The organism is Enterococcus sp. AZ089 (assembly GCF_050547225.1).
In the GTDB taxonomy this organism is placed as follows: domain Bacteria; phylum Bacillota; class Bacilli; order Lactobacillales; family Enterococcaceae; genus Enterococcus_D; species Enterococcus_D entomosocium.
Genome location: NZ_CP172954.1, coordinates 2183470 through 2204850, shown reverse-complemented (window position 1 = coordinate 2204850; position 21381 = coordinate 2183470). Strand labels below are relative to the sequence as shown.

The 21381-nt window shown below is 44.9% G+C and carries 24 protein-coding genes, 1 tRNA gene and 2 other annotated features (1 of these 27 only partly in view); of the genes, 20 read left to right on the top strand and 5 right to left on the bottom strand.

What is annotated here, in order from left to right:
* Positions 1-159 (top strand) — a binding site (T-box leader) (it extends 87 nt beyond the left edge of the window).
* Between the two features lie 58 nt (positions 160-217).
* The 7 genes from trpE to trpA are packed head-to-tail and all read left to right on the top strand — an operon-like array spanning position 218 to position 6627.
* Entirely contained in the window at positions 218-1624 is a 1407-nt protein-coding gene (trpE, locus tag IGJ01_RS10310; RefSeq protein WP_034872251.1) for an anthranilate synthase component I, read from the top strand.
* Complete coding sequence (locus IGJ01_RS10305) at positions 1605-2201, top strand: aminodeoxychorismate/anthranilate synthase component II (RefSeq protein ID WP_005235288.1); 597 nt, start codon at positions 1605-1607, stop codon at positions 2199-2201. The genes trpE and IGJ01_RS10305 overlap by 20 nt, the downstream gene beginning before the upstream one ends.
* Positions 2201-3235: an anthranilate phosphoribosyltransferase gene (gene trpD, locus IGJ01_RS10300; protein WP_086373063.1), complete on the top strand. Its 1035-nt coding sequence runs from the start codon at positions 2201-2203 to the stop codon at positions 3233-3235. The genes IGJ01_RS10305 and trpD overlap by 1 nt, the downstream gene beginning before the upstream one ends.
* 26 nt (positions 3236-3261) lie before the next feature.
* A complete protein-coding gene (trpC, locus tag IGJ01_RS10295) occupies positions 3262-4020 on the top strand; it encodes an indole-3-glycerol phosphate synthase TrpC (protein WP_244731919.1) in 759 nt (252 codons plus the stop codon).
* Positions 4017-4664 (top strand): phosphoribosylanthranilate isomerase, encoded by a 648-nt coding sequence (locus IGJ01_RS10290; RefSeq protein WP_008378521.1) that lies wholly within the window; start codon positions 4017-4019, stop codon positions 4662-4664. Before trpC ends, IGJ01_RS10290 begins: the two co-directional genes overlap by 4 nt.
* Positions 4661-5854: a tryptophan synthase subunit beta gene (gene trpB, locus IGJ01_RS10285; protein WP_244731916.1), complete on the top strand. Its 1194-nt coding sequence runs from the start codon at positions 4661-4663 to the stop codon at positions 5852-5854. The genes IGJ01_RS10290 and trpB overlap by 4 nt, the downstream gene beginning before the upstream one ends.
* Positions 5851-6627 carry a tryptophan synthase subunit alpha gene (gene trpA / locus IGJ01_RS10280; RefSeq protein ID WP_196043996.1) on the top strand — a complete coding sequence of 259 codons (777 nt, stop codon included), beginning with the start codon at positions 5851-5853 and terminating at the stop codon, positions 6625-6627. The genes trpB and trpA overlap by 4 nt, the downstream gene beginning before the upstream one ends.
* Before the next feature lie 153 nt (positions 6628-6780).
* Here trpA and IGJ01_RS10275 read toward each other — a convergent pair whose 3' ends face one another.
* On the bottom strand, positions 6781-7638 hold the full coding sequence (locus tag IGJ01_RS10275; protein ID WP_244731913.1) for a PhzF family phenazine biosynthesis protein: 858 nt from the start codon (positions 7636-7638) through the stop codon (positions 6781-6783).
* 114 nt (positions 7639-7752) lie between these two features.
* On the opposite strand from IGJ01_RS10275, the gene IGJ01_RS10270 reads away from it, so the two are divergent.
* Positions 7753-8076, top strand: a complete 324-nt coding sequence (locus IGJ01_RS10270; RefSeq protein ID WP_016613398.1) for a hypothetical protein — start codon at positions 7753-7755, stop codon at positions 8074-8076.
* Between the two features lie 39 nt (positions 8077-8115).
* Here IGJ01_RS10270 and IGJ01_RS10265 read toward each other — a convergent pair whose 3' ends face one another.
* The 3 genes from IGJ01_RS10265 to IGJ01_RS10255 form a co-directional block, all read right to left on the bottom strand.
* Complete coding sequence (locus IGJ01_RS10265) at positions 8116-8538, bottom strand: HIT family protein (protein WP_430601042.1); 423 nt, start codon at positions 8536-8538, stop codon at positions 8116-8118.
* Between the two features lie 340 nt (positions 8539-8878).
* A tRNA-Arg gene (locus IGJ01_RS10260) sits at positions 8879-8952 on the bottom strand.
* 145 nt (positions 8953-9097) lie between these two features.
* Entirely contained in the window at positions 9098-9796 is a 699-nt protein-coding gene (locus IGJ01_RS10255; RefSeq protein WP_008378512.1) for an O-methyltransferase, read from the bottom strand.
* Positions 9797-10371: 575 nt separating this feature from the next.
* On the opposite strand from IGJ01_RS10255, the gene IGJ01_RS10250 reads away from it, so the two are divergent.
* Genes IGJ01_RS10250 through leuD form a run of 4 tightly spaced genes read left to right on the top strand, consistent with a single transcriptional unit; the run spans position 10372 to position 14903 of the window.
* Complete coding sequence (locus IGJ01_RS10250; protein ID WP_194188721.1) at positions 10372-11892, top strand: 2-isopropylmalate synthase; 1521 nt, start codon at positions 10372-10374, stop codon at positions 11890-11892.
* Positions 11889-12953, top strand: coding sequence for a 3-isopropylmalate dehydrogenase (leuB, locus tag IGJ01_RS10245; RefSeq protein WP_430601041.1), 1065 nt, complete (start codon positions 11889-11891; stop codon positions 12951-12953). The genes IGJ01_RS10250 and leuB overlap by 4 nt, the downstream gene beginning before the upstream one ends.
* Positions 12934-14316: a 3-isopropylmalate dehydratase large subunit gene (gene leuC / locus IGJ01_RS10240; protein ID WP_430601040.1), complete on the top strand. Its 1383-nt coding sequence runs from the start codon at positions 12934-12936 to the stop codon at positions 14314-14316. The genes leuB and leuC overlap by 20 nt, the downstream gene beginning before the upstream one ends.
* Positions 14316-14903: a 3-isopropylmalate dehydratase small subunit gene (leuD, locus tag IGJ01_RS10235; RefSeq protein WP_005235316.1), complete on the top strand. Its 588-nt coding sequence runs from the start codon at positions 14316-14318 to the stop codon at positions 14901-14903. The genes leuC and leuD overlap by 1 nt, the downstream gene beginning before the upstream one ends.
* A gap of 17 nt (positions 14904-14920) precedes the next feature.
* On the opposite strand, the gene IGJ01_RS10230 is transcribed toward leuD, so the two are convergent.
* On the bottom strand, positions 14921-15574 hold the full coding sequence (locus IGJ01_RS10230) for a uracil-DNA glycosylase (RefSeq protein ID WP_008378509.1): 654 nt from the start codon (positions 15572-15574) through the stop codon (positions 14921-14923).
* A 169-nt stretch (positions 15575-15743) separates the two neighbouring features.
* Positions 15744-15814: a sequence feature (ribosomal protein L21 leader region), on the top strand.
* Positions 15815-15833: 19 nt separating this feature from the next.
* Between IGJ01_RS10230 and rplU the strand changes: the two genes are divergently transcribed.
* The 8 genes from rplU (at position 15834) to phnE (IGJ01_RS10190) (ending at position 21243) form a co-directional block, all read left to right on the top strand.
* On the top strand, positions 15834-16142 hold the full coding sequence (rplU, locus tag IGJ01_RS10225; RefSeq protein ID WP_005225751.1) for a 50S ribosomal protein L21: 309 nt from the start codon (positions 15834-15836) through the stop codon (positions 16140-16142).
* A 26-nt stretch (positions 16143-16168) separates the two neighbouring features.
* Positions 16169-16513: a ribosomal-processing cysteine protease Prp gene (locus IGJ01_RS10220; protein WP_005225752.1), complete on the top strand. Its 345-nt coding sequence runs from the start codon at positions 16169-16171 to the stop codon at positions 16511-16513.
* A 12-nt stretch (positions 16514-16525) separates the two neighbouring features.
* Positions 16526-16819 carry a 50S ribosomal protein L27 gene (gene rpmA / locus IGJ01_RS10215; protein WP_003126181.1) on the top strand — a complete coding sequence of 98 codons (294 nt, stop codon included), beginning with the start codon at positions 16526-16528 and terminating at the stop codon, positions 16817-16819.
* A 109-nt stretch (positions 16820-16928) separates the two neighbouring features.
* Positions 16929-17393, top strand: a complete 465-nt coding sequence (locus IGJ01_RS10210) for a GNAT family N-acetyltransferase (RefSeq protein WP_005235322.1) — start codon at positions 16929-16931, stop codon at positions 17391-17393.
* Between the two features lie 463 nt (positions 17394-17856).
* On the top strand, positions 17857-18792 hold the full coding sequence (gene phnD / locus IGJ01_RS10205; protein WP_005235326.1) for a phosphate/phosphite/phosphonate ABC transporter substrate-binding protein: 936 nt from the start codon (positions 17857-17859) through the stop codon (positions 18790-18792).
* 95 nt (positions 18793-18887) lie between these two features.
* A complete protein-coding gene (gene phnC, locus IGJ01_RS10200) occupies positions 18888-19676 on the top strand; it encodes a phosphonate ABC transporter ATP-binding protein (protein ID WP_144330571.1) in 789 nt (262 codons plus the stop codon).
* Positions 19673-20455: a phosphonate ABC transporter, permease protein PhnE gene (gene phnE / locus IGJ01_RS10195; RefSeq protein ID WP_005235330.1), complete on the top strand. Its 783-nt coding sequence runs from the start codon at positions 19673-19675 to the stop codon at positions 20453-20455. Before phnC ends, phnE (IGJ01_RS10195) begins: the two co-directional genes overlap by 4 nt.
* The gene (phnE, locus tag IGJ01_RS10190) at positions 20452-21243 is read left to right on the top strand and encodes a phosphonate ABC transporter, permease protein PhnE (protein ID WP_008378503.1); all 792 of its coding nucleotides are present in this window, start codon (positions 20452-20454) and stop codon (positions 21241-21243) included. The genes phnE (IGJ01_RS10195) and phnE (IGJ01_RS10190) overlap by 4 nt, the downstream gene beginning before the upstream one ends.
* The last annotated feature ends 138 nt before the right edge of the window (positions 21244-21381 follow it).

Sequence of the window (21381 nt, the reverse complement as noted above, 5' to 3'; positions counted from 1 at the left end):
AATGGCCTTAGCCGATCATTTTTTGAACCCTTTTTTGGCAGTAGGAAAATGCGGGAACTCCCGTTATAGAGGAAGACCGTTGTTAGACGGTTGATAGAGAAGAAGTTGTTTATTTGGGCAACTTCAATTGAGGTGGTACCGCGATCATTCGCCCTCAAGCAGACGTTTTTATGGCGTTTGCTTGAGGGCTTTTTGTTTACAAAGAAAGGAGCAGCTTATGTATCGAATGGAACGAATCAACAGCGATTGTTTGACACCTGTCTCAGTTTTTTTACGGATTCAAGGGGCGCATAAATGTTTATTGGAAAGTATTCCCAGAGAAGAAGATACCGGACGCTATTCGATCCTTACCTTTGATCCCGTTCAGAAAATGACCTTTAAGGATGGTGTTTTTCAAGTGGAGGATCTTTTGAAAAAAACGGTCAACAAGTACCCGTGTCAGGACCCTTTAAAAGAAATGGAAGGGTATGTAGTCAAAAAGGAAATTAGCGCTTTACCGAATCTACCGCTGCAAAGTGGGGCTATCGGGTATGCGGGCTATGATATCGCCGCTTGCTATGAAGACATCGGACAACTGCCCGCAGATGAATTGCAAGTGCCTGATATGGCCTTTTGGCTTTTCGAAACTTTTCTCGTTTTTGACCATCAGACGGAAACTTTAACGATCATTCTTGAAAATTGCTATAGCCAAAGAGGAACCGTCGAGATGGAGCAGGTAATGCAAGCAGTGAAGCAGCAGTTAAGGACACCAGTCGCCGCTGAGACCCGTGTATTGTCAAACGAAAAACTGCATTTTACTAGCAATGTCACACAGCAAGCCTTTGAAGCGATCGTTCAAGAGGCGAAAGCCCGAATTACGGCGGGAGACATGTTCCAAGTCGTTCCTTCGCAACGTCTGAAAGCGTCATTTAAACAAGAGCCCTTTGACTATTACCGCAAACTACGAGTGACAAATCCTTCCGCGTATCTCTATTATCTTGATTTCGATCACGGATTTAAAGTGATTGGTAGCTCACCTGAAAGCCTGATTCGCGTTCAAGGCGACGAAATCACCACGAATCCGATCGCTGGTACCCGCAAACGAGGTGCAACCAAAGCAGAAGACGAAGCTTTGGCAAATGAACTATTGGCAGATGAAAAAGAACGTGCAGAGCATCAGATGCTGATCGATCTTGGGCGCAATGATTTAGGGCGGATCGCTGAACATGGGACGGTTCATGTTCCTTTATACATGGTGATCGAGAAATACCGCTATGTCATGCATATCGTTTCGGTAGTGGCTGCCAAGCGCAGAGCAGGTGTGACGGCAATGGATGCCTTGAAAGCAACCCTGCCAGCAGGCACGGTCAGCGGGGCACCAAAGATTCGTGCCATGACTCGCATCTATCAGTGGGAAGCTGTTCGAAGAGGGGTCTATGCTGGTGCAGTTGGTTATTTTTCACGAAATGATCAAGCGGATTTTGCCATCGGGATTCGGACATTGGTATTGAAAGACGAGATCGCTTATGTCCAAGCAGGGGCGGGGATCGTTTATGATTCTGATCCTTCATCTGAATACCAAGAAACATTACACAAAGCCAAAGCACTATTGGAGGTGTCAGCCAATGATTTTACTCGTCGATAATTATGATTCCTTTACGTATAACTTAGTCCAGCAATGTCCAGCGGATACGATCGTCTTGCGAAATGACGATCCAGAGCTTTTTATTGTTGCAAAAGAAGCAGATGGCATCATTTTTTCCCCGGGACCAGGCCGTCCCGAAGAGGCAGGATTCATGATTTCTTTGATCAAAACATACCATGATAGCAAGCCGCTTTTAGGCATCTGCTTAGGTCATCAAGCCATTGGTGAAGCGTTTGGTGCCAAAGTGGTCCAAGCACCAGCTATTATGCATGGCAAGCAATCGACCCTTACGTATCAGAAAAAAGGCGTATTCGAAACCTACCTAGGAGATATGACTGTCATGCGCTATCACTCGCTTGTCATTGAGCCAGCGACACTTTCAGCGGAATTTGAGGTGTTGGCTGAAACAGAAGGGATCATCATGGCGATTCAGCATCGCGAAAAACCAATCGTAGGACTCCAATTCCATCCAGAATCAATGGGAACAAACGAGGGGGCATTTTTCATAGAACAGTTTCTTAAACTCGTCTCGGATAATACAGAAAAAACACAAGATGAAAAAAGGAGGAATCTTTAATGCAAGCACTAAAAAAGCAGCCGCCGCAACAAATCACTCAGCAATTATTTAATGGCCGTCATTTAAGTTATCAGGAGATGCGTCACTTTGCTCAAGGAATTTTAAGCGGGGTGTTTTCAGAAAGTCAATTGGGCGCAGCATTAGTTGCGATGAAGATCAACGGCATCACAGCTGCCGAATTGACTGCTTTAGCAGAAATTATGTTAGAGCATGCCGTGACCATTCCTTATGAAGGAGGAGACACCATGGACAATTGCGGCACTGGTGGCGACCACGCCAATAGTTTTAATGTCTCCACTACGGCTGCCTTCGTTTTAGCAGCTGGGGGAATCACGATGGCAAAACACGGCAATCGCAGTATCTCTAGTCGTTCAGGCAGTGCTGATGTCTTAGCATGCTTGGGGGTGGCAATTCAAGCATCACCAGAAAAAATCGCCGATCTATTAGCGACAGTCGGCATCGCTTTTCTCTTCGCCCCGTCGTTGCATCCGGGCATGAAAGCAGTGATGAAAATACGGCAAGAATTAGCGACACCAACGATTTTTAATCTATTAGGCCCTTTGATCAATCCTGTGCCATTGACTACGCAACTGATCGGTACTTACGCTGGCGAGAGCTTGGTAGACACCGCTCAGGCGTTAGGCAGTCTTGGTCGGCAACGAGCAATGGTGATCCATGGATGTAATGGGATGGATGAAGCCAATTTGGCTGGTGAAACGGCGATCAGTTTTTATCACGAAGGAAAGGTGACGAATTTTTCTTTGGATCCGCAAGCGTATGGCTTTACGCCAGCACCGATCGAGGCGATCGTCGGCGGAGATGCGGCTCAAAACGCCGCGATTTTAACAGCAGTTTTGAAAAATCACCCTTCCGTTTATCTAGAGACAGTGGTCTTAAATGCAGGGTTAGGCTTTTATACCAACGGCAAAGCCGCCACCCTAGCGGAAGGCTTTGCGATGGCACGAGCGTGTATCGCTTCGGGCGCGGCCTACGACAAACTGCAGATGCTGATTCGTCAGTCAAATAGCCATTAACTACGAGAGCTGTAAGGAGGAGAATCATGGATTTTTTAGAAACGATCATCCAGAAAAAAGTTGAAGAAGTTGCCGCGATGCCACAAGAAATCGAAAAGGTCGTAGCGAAACGTCCATCATTTTATCAGCAAGTCAAGGACCAACCACAAAAGATGCACCTCATTGCTGAAATCAAGCGTGCTTCACCCTCAAAAGGAGACATCAACCAAGGAATCGACCCAGTCACACAAGCGGAAACTTATGAAGCCGCGGGTGTCAGCGGGATTTCCGTTTTGACCGACCAGCAGTTTTTTAAAGGCTCGCTGGCAGATCTTGAAGCAGTCAGTAATGCCGTTTCGGTGCCTATACTATGCAAAGACTTTATTATCGACAGAAAACAATTGATTCGCGCCAAGAATGCGGGTGCCAGTATTGTTTTATTGATCGTGGCCGCTTTAAAACCAGAACGCTTAGCCATACTTCATCAAGAGGCAATAGCACTAGGGTTGGAAGTACTCGTTGAGACTCATAATGCGGCTGAATTTCAACAAGCCCAAGCCTTAGGGGCCAAAATCATCGGCGTCAACAATCGTGACCTAAAAACCTTTGACGTTTCCTTGGATGTCAGTGTTGCTTTAGCACCTCAGCCGTCAGAGGCGGTTTACATCAGTGAATCTGGTATTCGAACTGCCTCCGATGTGCTGCAGCTTGCACCGTTTTATCATGGAGTCCTCGTTGGAGAAACGTTGATGAGAAGCAATCGAATTGCTGAAACAGCTGCAGATTTGCAGGTGAGCCGCCGATGACCAAAGTGAAAATTTGTGGACTCACCGAACGGCTGCATGTCGAAACTGCCATCAGTGCAGGAGCAGATTACCTTGGCTTTGTTTTTGCCGAAAGCCGTCGGAGAATCGATCCGACACAAGTCCGCAAGATAACGGAGCAAGTACCCCAAAATGTAGGGAAAGTTGGGGTTTTCGTTTCTCCAAGTTTTGAAGAAGTGCAAGCGGCAATTCAAGCCGCCCAGCTGACAGCGATTCAGCTCCATGGAAAGGTTCTGCCATCTTTGCAAACAGCCATCCAGACAGGCATTTTTGCGCATCAAAAGATCGCAGTGATCCAAGCCTTTGATGGAGAAGCAGAGACTTTAGAACAAGATTTCCTAAGCTGCGATGCAGATTTTGGGTTATTGGACGCTCCAGTAAGAGATCACCCTTATGCTGGCGGCAACGGCCAATCCTTTGATTGGCAAAAAGCGGCGAGAAAACCGTTACCGTTGTCTGAGCGATTTTTTATTGCTGGCGGTTTGCACGCGGAAAATGTAGAAGAGGCGATCCAACTTTTTAGGCCTTATGCTGTCGATGTTTCTTCAGGCGTTGAAACCCAGGGGAAGAAAGACAGTCGGAAAATCGAACAATTTATTTACTTAGTAAAGGAGAAGATAAAATGACCCAATACCCCACAGAAGCAGGTTTTTATGGTTCTTTTGGCGGGCAGTTTGTGCCAGAGACATTGATGTATGCAGTCAAGCAATTGGAAACTGTCTATCGTGAAGCACAAGCGGACGCAAGTTTTCAAGCAGAATTACAGGAATATTTGCAAGAGTATGTAGGAAGAGAGACCCCCCTTTATCATGCACAGCGCTTGTCACAACACTTAGGCGGTGCCAAAATTTATCTGAAGCGAGAAGATTTGAATCATACGGGCGCCCATAAAATCAATAATGCGCTAGGGCAAGTGTTATTAGCAAAGCGGATGGGGAAAAAGAAAGTGGTAGCGGAGACCGGTGCTGGACAGCATGGCGTCGCCACAGCGACTGCGGCCGCGTTGTTCGGTATGGAATGCACGATTTTTATGGGTGCGGTAGATGTTCAGCGGCAAGCACTAAACGTCTTTCGAATGGAATTGTTGGGAGCAAAAGTGGTTTCAGTCACTTCAGGCAATCAGACATTGAAAGATGCTGTCAATGAAGCGCTGCGTTACTGGGTCGCAACCGTCGAGGACACCCATTACGTGATGGGTTCCGTACTCGGTCCGCATCCTTTTCCAGAGATCGTTCGAGATTTTCAAAGTGTGATTGGCAGTGAGACACGACGGCAACTATTAGAAAAAGAAGGACGACTACCGACGACAGTCGTTGCTTGTGTTGGCGGCGGCAGCAATGCGATGGGAATGTTTTACCCTTTTATCGATGATCAGACCGTTCGTTTGATTGGCGTTGAAGCAGCTGGGAAAGGTGTGGATACTACTGAGCATGCGGCGACCTTGACGAAAGGCAGTATCGGTATTTTACATGGTACCAAAATGCATCTGCTGCAAGACGATGATGGGCAAGTGATCGAACCTTATTCGATTTCAGCTGGTTTGGATTATCCAGGGGTCGGTCCCGAGCATTCTTACTTGAAGGAGATTGAGCGAGCGGAGTATTTCGCTGTCACTGATGAAGAAGCCGTTGACGCCTTTTATCACTTGTCTCAAATCGAAGGCATTATTCCTGCTTTGGAAAGTGCTCATGCCGTTGCCTATGCCCTAAAGCTAGCCCCAATCATGACACCCGAAGAACGCTTAGTGATCTGCTTGTCTGGGCGAGGGGACAAAGATGTTCAACAAATCAAAGACCGGAAAGGAGCAGCGAAATGACCAGCAAAACATTGACGATGAAACTGAAGGAGCGCCAAAAACAAGGCAAGCCACTATTTGTTCCTTATATTATGGCGGGGGCCAACGGACTGGAACGCCTGCCAGCAGAAATCGAGCTGTTGACGACACATGGCGCAGCGGCCATTGAAATCGGCGTGCCCTTTTCAGACCCAGTCGCAGATGGACCCGTCATCCAAGCAGCTGGAATGCAGGCATTAGCCAATGGGACCACTTTAAAAAAGATCATTGCTGCGCTGCAAACCATCCATTCCGAGGTTCCACTGGTATTGATGGGGTATGCCAATTCATTCTTTCATTATGGGATTGAACAGTTAGCAAATGAGTTAAAAGCGACAAATGTGAAAGGGTTGATTATTCCAGATTTACCTTTTGAACATCGATCACTAGTAACGCCTACTTTTGATGCGGCGGATCTCGCGCTGATCACACTGGTCTCTTTGACCAGTCCTCCAGACAGAATTCAGACGCTGATCGAAGACGCGGAAGGATTCGTTTATGCTGTGACAGTGAACGGTGTCACTGGAGAAGATCGCCAATACAACGAACAGCTGGATCAGCATTTGCAAGCCATTTCGGAAAAAAGTCCGATTCCAGTATTAGCTGGTTTCGGGGTCTCGACCCACGCAGATGTGCAGCGCTTTGCCAGTGTGTGTGAGGGGGTAGTGATCGGTTCAAAAATCGTAGCAGCGCTACAAAACGAGCCACTGCCTAAAGTCAGTGAGCTGTTAGCAAAACTTGTTGGTAAGCCATAGAAAACAATGTGAAGGAAAGAACCCGAATTGGGTTCTTTTTTTATGAGAAAACTAGTATTCGAGGTACTGATGGGCTGCTATGGAAAAAAGAACGTGATGTGTGAAAAGGAAAAGAAAAAAGGCTGATTGAAGATCAGCCCCAAATTGTCGTGATTATGCCAGTGTATCCGTGTCGATGGTTACTGTCTCGCAAAAATGCCCTCTGCCCCCAACGTAAACATGTTGGATTACCTTTCGCGAAGTCGTAGCTAGTTTGACAAAGATTTCAGAAGGTTCACCTAAATTGCTGCCTTGTTCAAAGCGATACACTTCTTTTTCGAGGGCACACTTTTGATACAAGAAGCAAGCCAAAGCGGCATTGGAAGTGCCTGTGGCAGATTCTTCATTGATGTCAAACAATGGGGCAAAGTTACGGCAAACGATTCGTTCTTTTTCCATTGCATATAAGTGCATGCCAACTACTTGTTGAAGCGCACTTACTTTTTTTATTTCCTCAAAATTAGGTGTAACTTGCTGCAACTGGGCCGTTGTTTTGATTGGAATAAGGATATCCTTTAATCCAGTAGAAACGATTTGAATAGGAATTTGATCATTGATAGCATTGGTATCAAAACAGTCAGTTAATTGTTCTAGTGAAAGTACATCTGAAAACAGTGGTTTGTTCTGTTCCATGAAAATGACACCGTCTTTGATGGTGATCGACAAACGTCCGGCGTTGGTGTCGATGCGATACTGTTGCGTGGAAAGTTTGTTTAGATACGATAATAGTGCAAAGGAGGCAATTGTTGCATGTCCGCATAAGTCAACTTCTTCTTTTGGCGTAAAATAGTCAAATCGGAAATCGGCCTGCGGGGATTTCGATAAAAAAGCTGTTTCTGAAAAGCCTAACTCTTTTGCGACGGCTAACTTTTGTTGTGGCGTAAGAGGCTGTTCCAACAAGACGACTCCAGCCTTGTTGCCACCCGTTTGATTTTTACTAAACCCACTTGCGATATGTACCGTTATCTCCATAGGACACCTGCTTTCTTTGTTTTTGTTAAGCATAGCATAATTTTTGCAGGGATAGGTTAAGAAAACGGATTGGTTAAGCGTGTTATACTGAAGGTAAGACAGAGGAGGGACTATATGAAGAGAGCGATGATCCTTTACCCAATCATTTTTGTAGACTTTCCCTTCGGATATGAACACCAAGATTTACGTCAGTTGATCGACACGGTGATTTATTTGAAAACACCACTAGATATTGCTTTTGCTCGTCAGATTAAACGGGATTATACGAACGAATCAAAAGAAGCGATTTTGACTTGGGCAGATACTTATCTTTCCTATGCAAGGGAGCTATTTGTTTTACACGAACAGATCATTGCTGAAACAGCCGACTATGTACTGGATGGTGCTCTACCAGCTGATCAGCTAGCAGAACAAGTCAAGTATTATCAAGTATTTTAAGAAGCGCTTTTAAGCAAGATTTAGTCTACTGAGTTTTGTTTAATCTCCCTTACTATCTGTTTCAGAGGTCAAAAATGCCGCTACTTCCTCTAAAGAGAGCGCTGCTCCATTGAATGTGGGCCACGCATTGATACCGTCACATTTTTTTCTCGGAATCAAGTGAAGATGAAAGTGAGGGACTGATTGACCCGCTGCTTGATTTGCTGCGCTTAGCAAATTAATCCCATCAAATCCTAAGCGAGTGACACAATGATCTGCTATTTTTTGAACCGTTTGAATGAGGTGAGCAAGAAGAACGGGGTCGCAATCTAAAATACTGGTGTAATGTTTTTTAGGAATAACCAGCATATGATAATCCACGTCTTTGGCATGATCAAGGAAGGCGCAAACAATGTCATCTTCATAGATTACATGGCTTTTTATTTTTCCAGAGACGATGCGGCAAAAAGGACATTCTTCCATCAAAATTCCTCCTATGGAATAAATTTTGTTAGTTGTGTTCGAGAAGTATAATATCTAAAAATGTGAAGCTACGGGATTATGGGAAACCATAAACGATCTTTGTAATTAAGCCGCTCTTTGAGAGGATAATATCATATTTATTTAGCAGTTAAAACTATATGTGATAATTAATGATGTTTTAGATAATTAGTTAATAGGTTGTTTGCAAAAGAAAAGCTCCGTGCTGCTGATTTGTGGTAAAAGTGACGTTTGAAAAAAGTGGTTTTTAAAAATTTATCAAAAAAAATCGCTAGGAATCAAGATTCCTAACGATCTGCTAGTGCAATGCACGATAATATAACGTTCCAGGAGGGATTCGAACCCCCGACCGTTCGCTTAGAAGGCGAATGCTCTATCCGGCTGAGCTACTGGAACAAATAATTTTCAGCGAATGCTCACTTCGCCTAAGCTGTTGAAATCAATCAGCAACAAATAACATTATAGAAAAAGGGCGCAGCAATGTCAATCGCTTTTCGCCCTTTTCTTATTTTTTCTTTGAAAAAAGGAAGCGCAGCTGCCCTCAACCTTTCTCAGGTTCCTCAAGAATTACGCTATCTGCTTCTTTCGTAATGAGAATCACGCCATCTCCCAAAGGGACAAGCGTGGAGGTCAGCTGAGGATGGTTCATCACAGTATCCAAGAAAAGATTCAATTTGCGATGGATCGCTCGCTGGTTGCGAGGAATTTCTTCGATGGGTTGTAGAATCGTTCCAGCTTGAAATACGTCATCCACCATCAGCACACCGCCTTTGCGTAATAGACGCAGACATTCTGGTAAAAATTCAATGTATTTTGATTTGGCGCTGTCCATGAAGATAAAATCATAAGGGCCACTCAATGTAGGTAGAACGTCTGCCGCTTGTCCTTCTAATAGCGTGATTTTTTCTTCATTTCCTAAGCGAGCGTAAGTTTCTTTGGCTTTGCGGATCATGACGTCAAAGCGATCGATCGTTGTGACATGACCATCTTTCACACATTGCGCCATCAAGCTTGAAGAAAAACCGATCGCTGTGCCGATCTCAAGGATTTCTTTTGGCTGGAGTTGTCCTAATAAAAACTGCAAAAAGACCACTGTTTCATGTGGGATGATTGGCACTTCTTTTTTATGAGCGGCTTGCTCGATTTCACCAAGTTCGCCGGGTAATTGTTTTTGTTTTTCACGCATAAACGCCACTAGTTCAGGTTTGACTACTGGACGATGCATCATTTCGTTGCGCATCTTCATCCTCCTAATTTATCGCTGTCCCCTATTATACGAATAACTCACCTTAAGTTCAATCTTTTCGAGTCTTTGGAACAACAAAAAAACCAGTCATAAGACTGGCAGGATAAAGGGGTGAAAAATATTTTTGGGATATTTCTATCATAACGGTGTTATGTGGAGGTTTGGTTAAAATCCTGTGAAGATCTCGTCAGGTTCTGCTTAAATTTTCATCAAGAAGAAAAGCAACCCATCAACAGGGCAAAAACGAACTTTTTATCGAAATATTCAGAAAATTCAGGGAAAAGTGTTGACAGAGGAACCTGCTGTTTGGTATCTTCATAACAAGATAAAAAAAGTGATAGGTGACGACGATGGATAAACGATTGAAACAAACAGCTGCATTTTTATTATTATTATCGTAAGGACTCTTTTTCTATGACCCGCCTTTTTTAAGGCATCATTTGAAGAGTCCTATTCGCATTGCATGAAGGAAACCCTTTATGGAGTGCTTTTTTTATACCATTTTTTCAATTGTGTTTGAATGAGGTCGCGCCAAGCGTGCTCCTACCACTGCTAAGGAGGAAATAGTGATGAGAAAAATCCAGTTTTTTGATACGACATTGCGAGACGGTGAACAGACCCCGGGAGTCAACTTTAATACGAAAGAGAAGGTTCAACTGGCGCTGCAATTAGAAAAATGGGGCATCGATACGATCGAAGCAGGTTTTCCGATTGCATCAGAAGGAGATTTTCAAGCAGTCAAAGCGATTGCTGGGGCGGTGACGAAAATGACCGTTGCAGGACTTGCCCGTTGTCAGAAAAAAGACATTGATCGTGCCTATGAAGCTCTTTATCAAGCCGTCGATCCACAGATCCATGTCTTTCTAGCAACGAGTAAGGTGCATCGCCAGTACAAGCTGAATATGACGAAAGCAGAAGTACTCGCTTCCATCAAAGAACATGTGACTTATGCGCGTGAACGCTTTGAAAAAGTTCAATTCTCGCCAGAAGATGCCACCCGCACCGATAAAGCCTTCTTGCTTGAGGCGGTTCAAACAGCGATTGATGCCGGCGCGACGATCATCAATGTGCCCGATACAGTAGGGTTTACCAATCCTACAGAATATGGTGCGCTTTTTGCCTATTTGATCGCCAATATCAAAAGCGAGCAGCAGATCATTTTTTCTTCCCATTGTCATGATGACTTGGGAATGGCGACAGCCAATGCGCTGGCGGCTATTGAAAATGGTGCTGATCGGGTGGAAGGAACGATCAACGGGATCGGCGAACGAGCGGGCAATACTGCATTAGAAGAAGTGGCCTTGGCGTTGCATATTCGCAATGATTTCTATCAGGCTACCTCCAACATCAAATTAAACGAAACAAAACGAACCAGCGATCTGGTGGCACGTTTGTCAGGAATCACGGTACCGAAAAACAAAGCGATCGTCGGAGGCAATGCTTATGCCCATGAATCAGGGATTCATCAAGATGGCGTCTTGAAAAATCCTGAGACCTACGAAATTATTACCCCACAGTTGGTGGGGGTAGAAACCAACTCGTTGCCTTTAGGCAAACTTTCTGGCCGCCATGCGTTTGTCGATAAAATGCAGCAACTGGGCTACCAGTTTGACCAAGAAGAAACCAACGAATTGTTTAAACGCTTCAAAGAATTGGCAGATAAAAAGAAGCAAGTGACCGAACAAGATTTGCTGGCTTTGGTGGCCGATCAAGGCCGCAGCCAAGAAGGCGGCTGCGAGTTGGACGCCGTTCAGCTACAATACGTGTCCAATGGCCATCAAGGAGCAGTGGTTTCTATCATCAAAGACGAGGAAAAACAAGTGGCATCAGCCATCGGTGCCGGCAGTATCCAAGCTATCTACAACTCGATCGATCAGATTTTCCAGCAGCAGCCGAAGTTGTTGAATTATGAGATCACTGCCTTGACCAGTGGGGAAGATGCGCAAGCGGAAGTGCACGTGGTCATTGAATGCCAGGAAACCAATGAAAAAATCAGCGGGATCGGCTTAGACTTTGATGTCTTGCAGGCGTCAGCCAAAGCATATGTACAGGCTAGCGCAGCTCTAAAGAATCGAGGTGTCCTTGTTTGAAAAAGATCGTGGTTTTAGCAGGAGATGGCATCGGACCAGAAATTATGGACAGTGCCCTTGCGGTATTGAAAGCGGCTTGTCCTGACCATCTCCAGCACTTTCATTTTGACCAGCGGCCATTTGGTGGAGCGGCGCTGGCACTTACTGGAGAGCCATTGCCGCAAGAAACACTACAAGCTTGCCAGCAGGCGGATGCGGTCCTTTTAGGAGCCATTGGTGATCCAGCTTGGGAAAACGCACCGAGAACACCCGAGAAAGGACTTTTGAATCTGCGTCAAGCGTTAGGTCTATACGCCAATATTCGACCCATCAAAGTAGTTGATGCGGTGATTGCTTTGTCTCCCATCAAAGAAACGATCCTTCGAGGGACAGATTTTGTCATCGTTCGTGAGTTGACTGGCGGTATCTATTTTGGCGAAAAAGCAGAAAAACCTGAAGAAGCCTACGACATCAATCATTATCACCAAGCAGAGATTCGACGGATTTTGCGTAAAGCCTTTGAGATCGCCCGTACGCGGAAGAAGCGGGTTCTCTCTGTCGATAAAGCAAATGTGTTGGCGACTAGCCGGCTTTGGCGCCGATTAGCGGAAGAAACGGCACAGGAATTCCCGGATTGTCAGTTGACTCATCAATATGTTGATTCCGCCGCTATGAAAATCATCCAAAATCCCAAAGACTTTGATGTAATCGTGACCGAAAATCTCTTTGGCGACATTTTAAGTGATGAAGCCTCGGTTTTGCCGGGGTCATTAGGGGTGCTACCAAGCGCAAGCCATGGCGCAGAAGGGGTTTCTTTATATGAACCGATCCATGGCTCGGCACCGGATATTGCTAGGCAAAATTGTGCCAATCCGGTTTCCATGATTTTGTCTGTCGTGATGATGCTAAGAGAGTCCTTTCAAGAGGAACAGCTGGCAGATACCATCGAAAGTGCGTGTTATGAGGTAATGAATGCGGGGATCTTGACGCGTGATTTAGGTGGGACGGCAACGACAACTGCCTTTACAGAAGCGGTTATTGCACAGTTAGGAGTGAGCAATTATGGGGAAAACGCTGTTTGATAAACTATGGGATCGGCATGTGATCACAGGAGAAGAAGGGCAGGCGCAGCTGCTTTATGTCGATCTGCATATGATCCATGAAGTGACGACGCCGCAAGCCTTCGAAGGCTTGCGGCAAGCGGGACGGACAGTTCGCTGTCCCGAAAAAACCTTCGCAACAATGGATCATAATGTGCCTACCAAAGATATTTTTACCATCACCGATCTGGTTGCAAAAAAGCAAATGGATACGTTACGTAAAAACTGTCATGATTTTGGGATCGAATTGTGTGACAATGGCTCTGCCAACCAAGGAATTGTCCATATGGTTGGCCCAGAAGTAGGCTTGACCCAACCAGGAAAAACGATCGTTTGCGGTGATTCCCATACTGCCACCCATGGTGCTTTCGGCGCGATCGCATTTGGGATCGGTACGAGTGAAGTGGAGCATGTCTTTGCGACACAGACGATTTGGCAGACAAAACCGAAACGCATGGGAGTTGAGATCACCGGTCAGCTGCAGCCGGGGGTGTACGCCAAAGATATTATTTTGGCATTGATCGCGACGCATGGCACAGATTTTGGTGGTGGCTATGCCGTAGAATTCTTTGGCGAAACGATCCGCAACCTGACGATGGAAGAGCGCATGACCATTTGCAATATGTCGATCGAAGGTGGGGCAAAAATGGGCTTGATCGCACCTGATGAAACGACCTTTGCTTATGTGAAGGATCGACGCTTTGCGCCACAAGCGTTTGCCAGTGCGGTGACGGATTGGCAAACCCTTTATACCGATGAAGGTGCCAACTATGATGCCCTGATCACCTTAGACGCAGCAACCTTAGAACCTTACATCACTTGGGGCACCAATCCAGAAATGGGAGTACCGGTCAGCGAAACGTTTCCTGAAGTGCGAGATCACAATGATCAGCAAGCCTATGAATATATGGCACTGCACCCCGGACAGACGGCTGCCGATATCCCCATCGAATACATCTTTATCGGATCGTGTACCAATGGTCGTTTGTCTGATCTGCAAGAAGCAGCGGCGATTTTGAAAGGTCACACCATCAAAGAAGGGGTCACTGGCATTATCGTTCCTGGTTCACGCCCTGTTCGTAAAGCAGCGGAAGCTATCGGTTTAGACAAAGTCTTTATTGAGGCTGGTTTTGAATGGCGGGAGCCTGGCTGTTCCATGTGCCTAGGAATGAATCCTGATAAAGTACCAGAAGGCGTCCACTGTGCCTCCACGTCAAACCGCAATTTTGTTGGACGGCAAGGGAAAAACGCTCGGACGCACCTTTGTAGTCCAGCAATGGCGGCAGCAGCTGCGATTCATGGGCGTTTTGTCGATGTACGAGAAGTGGTTGGAGGTGTTGGTTAATGGAAGCTTTTACGCAATTTGAAGGTACGACGCTGCCTTTGATGAATGACAATATCGATACCGATCAAATCCTACCGAAAAATTATTTGAAGCGCGTCGAAAAAACGGGGTTTGGCGAATTTTTATTTGACGATTGGCGCTATTTGCCGCAACGCAAGCCTGATCCAGCATTTATCTTGAATGATCCAGCATATCAGACCGCTCAAGTCCTCGTCACTGGTGATAATTTTGGTTCTGGCTCTTCTCGAGAGCATGCGGCTTGGGCGCTGTTGGATTACGGCTTCAAAGCCGTGATTGCTGGTAGCTTCGGTGATATTTTCTATATGAATGCCACCAAAAACGGGCTGCTGCCCATCGAGCTGCCTTTGACTGTTCGCCAAAGGATCGCCTCGCTGCCTGCTTCTGAAAAAATCAGCATCGACTTGCCGAGGCAATGTGTGATCGTTGCCGGGGAGGAGCATTTCTTTGCAATCGATGCTACCTGGAAACACAAATTGATCCACGGTCTCGATGAGATCAGTATCACCTTGCAGGAAGCGGCGAAAATCACCGCCTATGAGCAGACGATTCCAGCGTATTGGCAGTAGGGCTAGGGGACTGGTCGTTATTCGTTGGCTGGTATTTGTGAAAGAATGTTTCTTAACCCTCGCCAATCAGCTTCGATTTGCGGAGTCAACGTCCGATTATAAAAGATCGCAGCGGGATGATACATCGGCACGATCAGATATTCTTTTTCCGACCATTGATAGCCATCCTTTGTCGGATTGCTTTCTTGAATTTTGGAACGGATCACTTCGCCATGGTGGTCTTTGATATAATAGGCGTTGCCTAATAATCGCTGTAGTCCGATATTGCCAACAGTTGCAATGACGGGCGGATCCACGATGGACAACTCGTAGTCAAGCAGTGGTGCGTGTAGCAAGACTTCCTTTTTGGTAGGTGTCCGATTGGGATGGACGATCTCATGGGCACCGCTGCGCTTGTTGATTCGTTCTTTGACGGAATATGGACGGCTGCGGACAGCGCTGGTGATGTAGACATCCTCACGGGTCAAACCGGCTAAAGCCAACGATTTCATCAATTCTTTTCCTGCTTGTCCGCTAAAAGGAATAAAATTCTCGATTTCGGTTCGACCAGGGGCTTCACCAACGATCATCAATTTGGGCTGCAGCGGTCCTTGACCTGGAACAAATCCTTCCAACGGATAACTGCGGGATGCCTGTTGAACGGCAGTGGCTAATTCTTTGGGGTATTGCATGAAAACTCCTCCCATTCTGTTTCGCTTGTGCTCTTTCTTCTATAGTAATAGAAAATAAAAAATGCACAAAAGGAAATGTCTAGTAGCAAAAGAATTCTGTCTTTTCCTTAATTAGTGATTGACTTTAGGAAAACATTTTGATAAAGTTAATCTGTTGTAATTGTGGACTCCACAGCTACAACCGCACAGAACAAGTAGTAAGTACGAAAGTCACTTGGGATGGCGAGTCTAAGTATATTATAAGGAGGTGCTGTAGAGCATGTACGCAATTATCAAAACTGGTGGGAAACAAGTAAAAGTTGAAGTGGGTCAAGCAATCTACGTTGAAAAATTAGACGTTGAAGCTGGACAAAAGGTTACTTTTGATGAAGTTATCTTAGTAGGTGGCGAATCAACAAAAGTAGGTGCCCCAATCGTTGCAGGAGCAACTGTTGAAGGAACTGTTGAAAAACACGGCAAACAAAAGAAAGTCGTAACTTTCAAATACAAACCTAAAAAACATTCACACCGTAAACAAGGTCACCGTCAACCTTACACAAAAGTTGTTATTGACGCGATCAACGCTTAATTCTTACGAAAAGCAGGGTAACGAATATGATCAAAGGGACATTCAAACGAAATGACTCTGGTCGGATTGTTTCTTTTGAACTAGCTGGACACGCACAAGCAGGAGAATACGGCAAAGACATCGTCTGTGCTGCAGCATCCGCTTTAGCGATCAGTGCAGTCAATGGGATCGATGCTTTGGCTGGCGTTGCGCCAAAAGTTGAAGCAGATAACGAAAATGGTGGGTACTTATTAGTCACACTGCCTTCTCGTTTGACCCAAGAGCAGTCGAATATCGCACAAATTCTTTTAGAAAATTTGTTGATCGGCTTGCAATCAGTTCAAGAAGAGTACAACGATTATATCCAAATCAAAACTACTAAAGAAAACTAGGAGGTGCATCTCATGTTGATGAAAATGAATTTGCAATTCTTCGCTCACAAAAAAGGTGGGGGTTCTACTTCTAACGGACGTGACTCTCAATCAAAACGTTTAGGTGCGAAACGTGCTGACGGTCAAACCGTTTCAGGCGGATCAATCCTTTATCGCCAACGCGGTACTAAAATTTACCCAGGGGTAAACGTAGGTATCGGTGGAGATGATACATTGTTTGCAAAAGTTGACGGCGTTGTTCGTTTCGAACGTAAAGGCCGCGACAAAAAACAAGTATCTGTTTATCCAGTAGCGCAAGAAGCATAAGAAAATGACATCCAGATTACGTAAAAGTAACCTGGGTGTTTTTTTATACACCAATGAAACCGTTTTAACGAAATAGTTATTTATAATAGCTTAGATAAGGAGTGAAGCAATGATTCAATTAAAAGAAATCACGAAGGAAAACTATCGTGCGTGCATGAATTTGAAGACAACGAAGGAGCAAGAAGATTTTGTTGCGCCCAATTGGTACTCAATGTTAGAGGCGATCTATGAGGAACCACGTCAGGCATTTGCCCTCTACAATGGTGAGGATATGGTCGGCTTTCTCTTATTTAGTTTTTACGAAGCGGATGAGGATTATCCAAAAGCTTCGTGGTGGATCGAGCGGTTTATGATCGCAGAAAAATTCCAAAATCAAGGGTTAGGCAGTCAGGCGTTTCTTGCTGGGTTAGATTGGTTCAAAACCCATATCCAAGCGCAAGAATTAAGGATCTCCGCTGTAGATGGCAACGAGATCGCAACAAAGCTTTACGAACGAAACGGCTTTGTCTTGACAGGTGAAATGATTGATAACGAGCATGTACTCTTGTTGCAGCTGCCAACGGATCAAGGGTAAATGACTCTTTCTACAGTAAAAAATGAGGTCAAAGGCAGAGGTTCTTAAGGGGATTCTCTGCTTTTTTTATTGGTGTTTTTCCGGTCCAAAAAGTGTGCCGTCATTTTCTGGCTAGATTTTTCAAGAAATTTTGTGCACTTAGGGTAAGAATTACGAGTATATCCATGCTTTGTTGTTCACAAAGTTCCTTTTGCTATTAACGGAATCTTTACACGTTGACAACACAAACCTTATATTCATTTGATACTCTGAGGAAGTAGAACAAATGGAAAGAAACTTTCGAAAAACGTTGATTATTGAGAATGTGCTCACGAATGATTTTGGTCGAAACACGAACATTATCAAAAAAGAAAACGTTCGTAATTCGAAAAAGATTGTTTTTGATTCGTTGGTTTTTTATAATCAAAAAGGAAAGTTCGGAATTCCGTGAGTTCGATTTTTTTAATGAAAAGGAGAAAAAGTGATGAAAGTTTGGAAGAAAACGGCAATGTTTGGTTTAGGTTTGGTGGCAGCAGTTACGCTGGCGGCATGTGGCTCAGGTGGAGCAAGTACTGACTCGGCGGCTGAAGAAGCAGGATATGTACCAGAAAAGTTGACCGTTCAATTTGTTCCATCACAAGCAGCAGAAACATTAGAAGCAAAAGCAAAACCACTTGAGCAATTATTAAGTGATGAATTGGGGATTCCAGTCACTGTGAGTGTTTCCACTGACTACAATACAATCGTCGAAGCAATGGCTTCGAAACAAGTAGATGTAGGCTTTTTACCGCCGAATGCCTATGTTTTAGCAAATGAACAAAGCAATGTTAAGGTGCTATTACAAGCACAGCGTTATGGCATCAAGCAGCCTGGTGGGGAATCAACGGATGAATTGGTTGATAGCTATCGCTCAATGATCGTCGTAAAAAGCGGCAGCGATATCAAAGAGTTGGAAGATTTAAAAGGCAAAACGATTGCCACGCAAGATGTTACTTCTTCTGCCGGTTATGTTTGGCCAGTAGCAGAAATGAAAAAAGCAGGCATCGATATCAATACGGATGTGACGACTGTTCAAGTCAAAGGCCATGACCAAGCGGTCTTATCTGTCTTGAATGGCGACGTTGACGCAGCGTTCGTTTTTGAAGATGCCCGCAACACGGTCAAAAATGATTACCCAGAAATCATGGATGAGGTAGAACCAATGTACTTTACCGAACCGATCCCGAACGATACGATCAGTGTCCGCAGCGACATGAGTGAAGAGTGGGACAAAAAAATCCAAGATGCCTTTATCGCGATCGGTAAAGATGAAGAAGGAAAACAAATCATCTCTGATATTTACTCTCATGAAGGATACGTTGTTTCACAAGACAGCAATTTCGACATCGTAAGAGAGTATGCGGAACAAGTCGGACAATAACTAATAGATGAATAGATCGGGAGGGTACCGGTAGTTGAGGTACCCTTTTCGAATGGAAAGCAATTTTTACCTAATGGAAAGAAAGTAGGAGAATCATGGCTCTAGAGAACGAAACGATTATTTCATTTCAGAATGTGACCAAGCAATACCCAAATGGGGTATTAGGTTTGAAGGACTTAAACATCGATATCAAAAAAGGGGAATTTGTCATCGTAGTGGGTTTATCAGGAGCAGGAAAATCAACGATGCTGCGCTCCATCAATCGACTGCACGAGATCACGAGTGGCGAGATTTTAATCGATAGCAAGTCGATCACAAAAGCAAAAGGAAGAGAGTTGCGCTTGATTCGTCGAGACATTGGCATGATTTTCCAAAGCTTTAATTTGGTGAAACGTTCGAGTGTCTTGCGAAATGTCTTAACTGGGCGAGTAGCTTATCACCCAACGATCAAAATGTTGCTTGGTTTGTTCCCGCAAGCGGATAAAGAGCTGGCTTATCAATCGCTGCAGCGGGTCAATTTAGCAGAAAAAGTCTATACTCGAGCCGATGAATTGTCTGGCGGTCAGCAGCAGCGGGTTTCGATTGCCCGTGCTTTGACGCAAGAGCCGAAGATTATTTTAGCGGATGAACCGGTTGCTTCCTTAGATCCTTTAACCACTGAAAAAGTCATGAATGACTTAAAACGGATCAATCAAGATCTGGGCATCACTATCGTAGTCAATTTACATTCTGTCCAATTGGCAAGAGAATACGGCACACGGATCATCGGGTTACGAGATGGGGGCTTGGTTTTTGATGGCCCTGTCAGTGAAGCGACCGATCAGCGATTGAAACAGATTTATGGTAGCGAGATCATGGAAGAGCAGGAAGGGGCAGGACAATGACGACAAATACGTTGCCGAAACGCAGCGGACTATGGAAAAATGTTCTGTGGCTCGTCATTTTTTTAGTGGTATTGTTCGTTAGCGGCTCTATTTCTGGCGTTGATTTGGCACGGTTCTTTAGCAACAGCAGTCAAATGAATGTCATTTTACAAAAGATGGCTCATCCTGATTGGGCATATGCCAAAATCATTGTTGAGCCGATTTTGCAAACCATCCAAATGGCGATCATCGGCACAACCTTTGGTGCACTGGCGGCCTTTCCGTTTTCACTTTTAGCAGCACGAAATATCATGACGAATCATTGGATCAGCGGTTGTTTCCGTTTTGTTTTAAATATCATTCGGACAGTACCTGATTTGATGCTGGCGGCTTTATTTGTTGCCATTGTCGGAATCGGTCCCGTTGCCGGGGTGATCTCCATCTCTGTGTTTTCTTTTGGGATGATCACCAAATTGTTTTATGAATCGATTGAAACGATTGATGAAGGTCCGATCGAAGCAATCACGGCTTCTGGAGGATCGAAGTTTGACATCATCCGCTATGCAGTCGTACCGCAAGTCATGAGCCATTTTCTTAGTTACTTGCTTTATGCCTTTGAGATCAATGTGCGGGCATCGACGATTCTTGGGTATATCGGCGCAGGCGGAATCGGTGTTTTCTTACAACGATCTTTAAGCCAATTTCGATATGACCAGACGTCGATTATCGTCTTAGTGATTTTTGCAGTTGTTTTGGTGATTGATACCATCAGTAATAGATTAAGGGAGCGATTGTTATGATGTTGCCAGCAGAACCGAAAAAGAAAAAAATACGGAATTGGCTGATCGCAGTAGTCGTTATCCTCCTTTATATTTGGGCTTTTGCTGGCGTGCCTTTTGCGGGTGTTAAAGAAAATGTCGGTCAAATTGTCGGCTCAATCTTTTATGGCCTGATCCATCCTGATTGGGGCTATGTTTATACCGGTGATGGCGAAGATTTGATCAGTTTGATGATCGAAACCGTTGCGATCGCCTTTGTGGGTACGTTTTTATCCTCAATATTAAGTATTCCTTTTGCCTTTTGGGCGGCGCGCAGCAAAAACAGCCCTCGCTGGCTATCAGGTTTCGGTAAAATCGTGCTGACGGCGATTCGAACGTTTCCAGAAATCGTCTTAGCGATCATGTTCATCAAAACAGTGGGTCCCGGATCCTTTGCTGGTGTTTTGGCAGTTAGTGTCCATTCCATTGGGATGTTGGCGAAACTCTATAGCGAAGCGATCGAGAACATGGATCACGGTCCTTCAGAATCGGTCGTTAGTGCGGGAGGAAATCGTTGGGATGTGTTAGGCTTTGCGACATTGCCACAATTGATTCCAGAATTTCTTTCTTTTACCTTGTATCGTTTTGAACTGGCTGTCCGTTCAGCTTCGATCTTAGGGATCGTAGGGGCAGGTGGGATCGGTACGCCGATGATCTTTGCCATCAATGCGCGATCATGGAGCCGTGTAGGAATCATTTTATTAGGGATCGTTGTGACGGTCACGATCATTGATTTTATTTCTGGGCGCTTGCGTAAACGATTGGTTTAATAAAATGAGGTGCGTACTCGAAAAAACACAGTCTGCATAGGCTGTGTTTTTTTGCAGCGGATAGGCGGATGTCGTTTAAGACAGGTTTCGTGAAACTTGTTATACTGGATTCATAGAAAATGAACCCAAACAAGGAGG

Excerpts from the sequence above, each read along its gene's own strand:
- trpE (WP_034872251.1), top strand. The coding sequence starts at position 218 with ATGTATCGAATGGAACGAATCAACAGCGATTGTTTGACACCTGTCTCA.
- IGJ01_RS10305 (WP_005235288.1), top strand. The coding sequence starts at position 1,605 with ATGATTTTACTCGTCGATAATTATGATTCCTTTACGTATAACTTAGTC.
- trpD (WP_086373063.1), top strand. The coding sequence starts at position 2,201 with ATGCAAGCACTAAAAAAGCAGCCGCCGCAACAAATCACTCAGCAATTA.
- trpC (WP_244731919.1), top strand. The coding sequence starts at position 3,262 with ATGGATTTTTTAGAAACGATCATCCAGAAAAAAGTTGAAGAAGTTGCC.
- IGJ01_RS10290 (WP_008378521.1), top strand. The coding sequence starts at position 4,017 with ATGACCAAAGTGAAAATTTGTGGACTCACCGAACGGCTGCATGTCGAA.
- trpB (WP_244731916.1), top strand. The coding sequence starts at position 4,661 with ATGACCCAATACCCCACAGAAGCAGGTTTTTATGGTTCTTTTGGCGGG.
- trpA (WP_196043996.1), top strand. The coding sequence starts at position 5,851 with ATGACCAGCAAAACATTGACGATGAAACTGAAGGAGCGCCAAAAACAA.
- IGJ01_RS10275 (WP_244731913.1), bottom strand. The coding sequence starts at position 7,638 with ATGGAGATAACGGTACATATCGCAAGTGGGTTTAGTAAAAATCAAACG.
- IGJ01_RS10270 (WP_016613398.1), top strand. The coding sequence starts at position 7,753 with ATGAAGAGAGCGATGATCCTTTACCCAATCATTTTTGTAGACTTTCCC.
- IGJ01_RS10265 (WP_430601042.1), bottom strand. The coding sequence starts at position 8,538 with ATGGAAGAATGTCCTTTTTGCCGCATCGTCTCTGGAAAAATAAAAAGC.
- IGJ01_RS10255 (WP_008378512.1), bottom strand. The coding sequence starts at position 9,796 with ATGCGCAACGAAATGATGCATCGTCCAGTAGTCAAACCTGAACTAGTG.
- IGJ01_RS10250 (WP_194188721.1), top strand. The coding sequence starts at position 10,372 with ATGAGAAAAATCCAGTTTTTTGATACGACATTGCGAGACGGTGAACAG.
- leuC (WP_430601040.1), top strand. The coding sequence starts at position 12,934 with ATGGGGAAAACGCTGTTTGATAAACTATGGGATCGGCATGTGATCACA.
- leuD (WP_005235316.1), top strand. The coding sequence starts at position 14,316 with ATGGAAGCTTTTACGCAATTTGAAGGTACGACGCTGCCTTTGATGAAT.
- IGJ01_RS10230 (WP_008378509.1), bottom strand. The coding sequence starts at position 15,574 with ATGCAATACCCCAAAGAATTAGCCACTGCCGTTCAACAGGCATCCCGC.
- rplU (WP_005225751.1), top strand. The coding sequence starts at position 15,834 with ATGTACGCAATTATCAAAACTGGTGGGAAACAAGTAAAAGTTGAAGTG.
- IGJ01_RS10220 (WP_005225752.1), top strand. The coding sequence starts at position 16,169 with ATGATCAAAGGGACATTCAAACGAAATGACTCTGGTCGGATTGTTTCT.
- rpmA (WP_003126181.1), top strand. The coding sequence starts at position 16,526 with ATGTTGATGAAAATGAATTTGCAATTCTTCGCTCACAAAAAAGGTGGG.
- IGJ01_RS10210 (WP_005235322.1), top strand. The coding sequence starts at position 16,929 with ATGATTCAATTAAAAGAAATCACGAAGGAAAACTATCGTGCGTGCATG.
- phnD (WP_005235326.1), top strand. The coding sequence starts at position 17,857 with ATGAAAGTTTGGAAGAAAACGGCAATGTTTGGTTTAGGTTTGGTGGCA.
- phnC (WP_144330571.1), top strand. The coding sequence starts at position 18,888 with ATGGCTCTAGAGAACGAAACGATTATTTCATTTCAGAATGTGACCAAG.
- phnE (WP_005235330.1), top strand. The coding sequence starts at position 19,673 with ATGACGACAAATACGTTGCCGAAACGCAGCGGACTATGGAAAAATGTT.
- phnE (WP_008378503.1), top strand. The coding sequence starts at position 20,452 with ATGATGTTGCCAGCAGAACCGAAAAAGAAAAAAATACGGAATTGGCTG.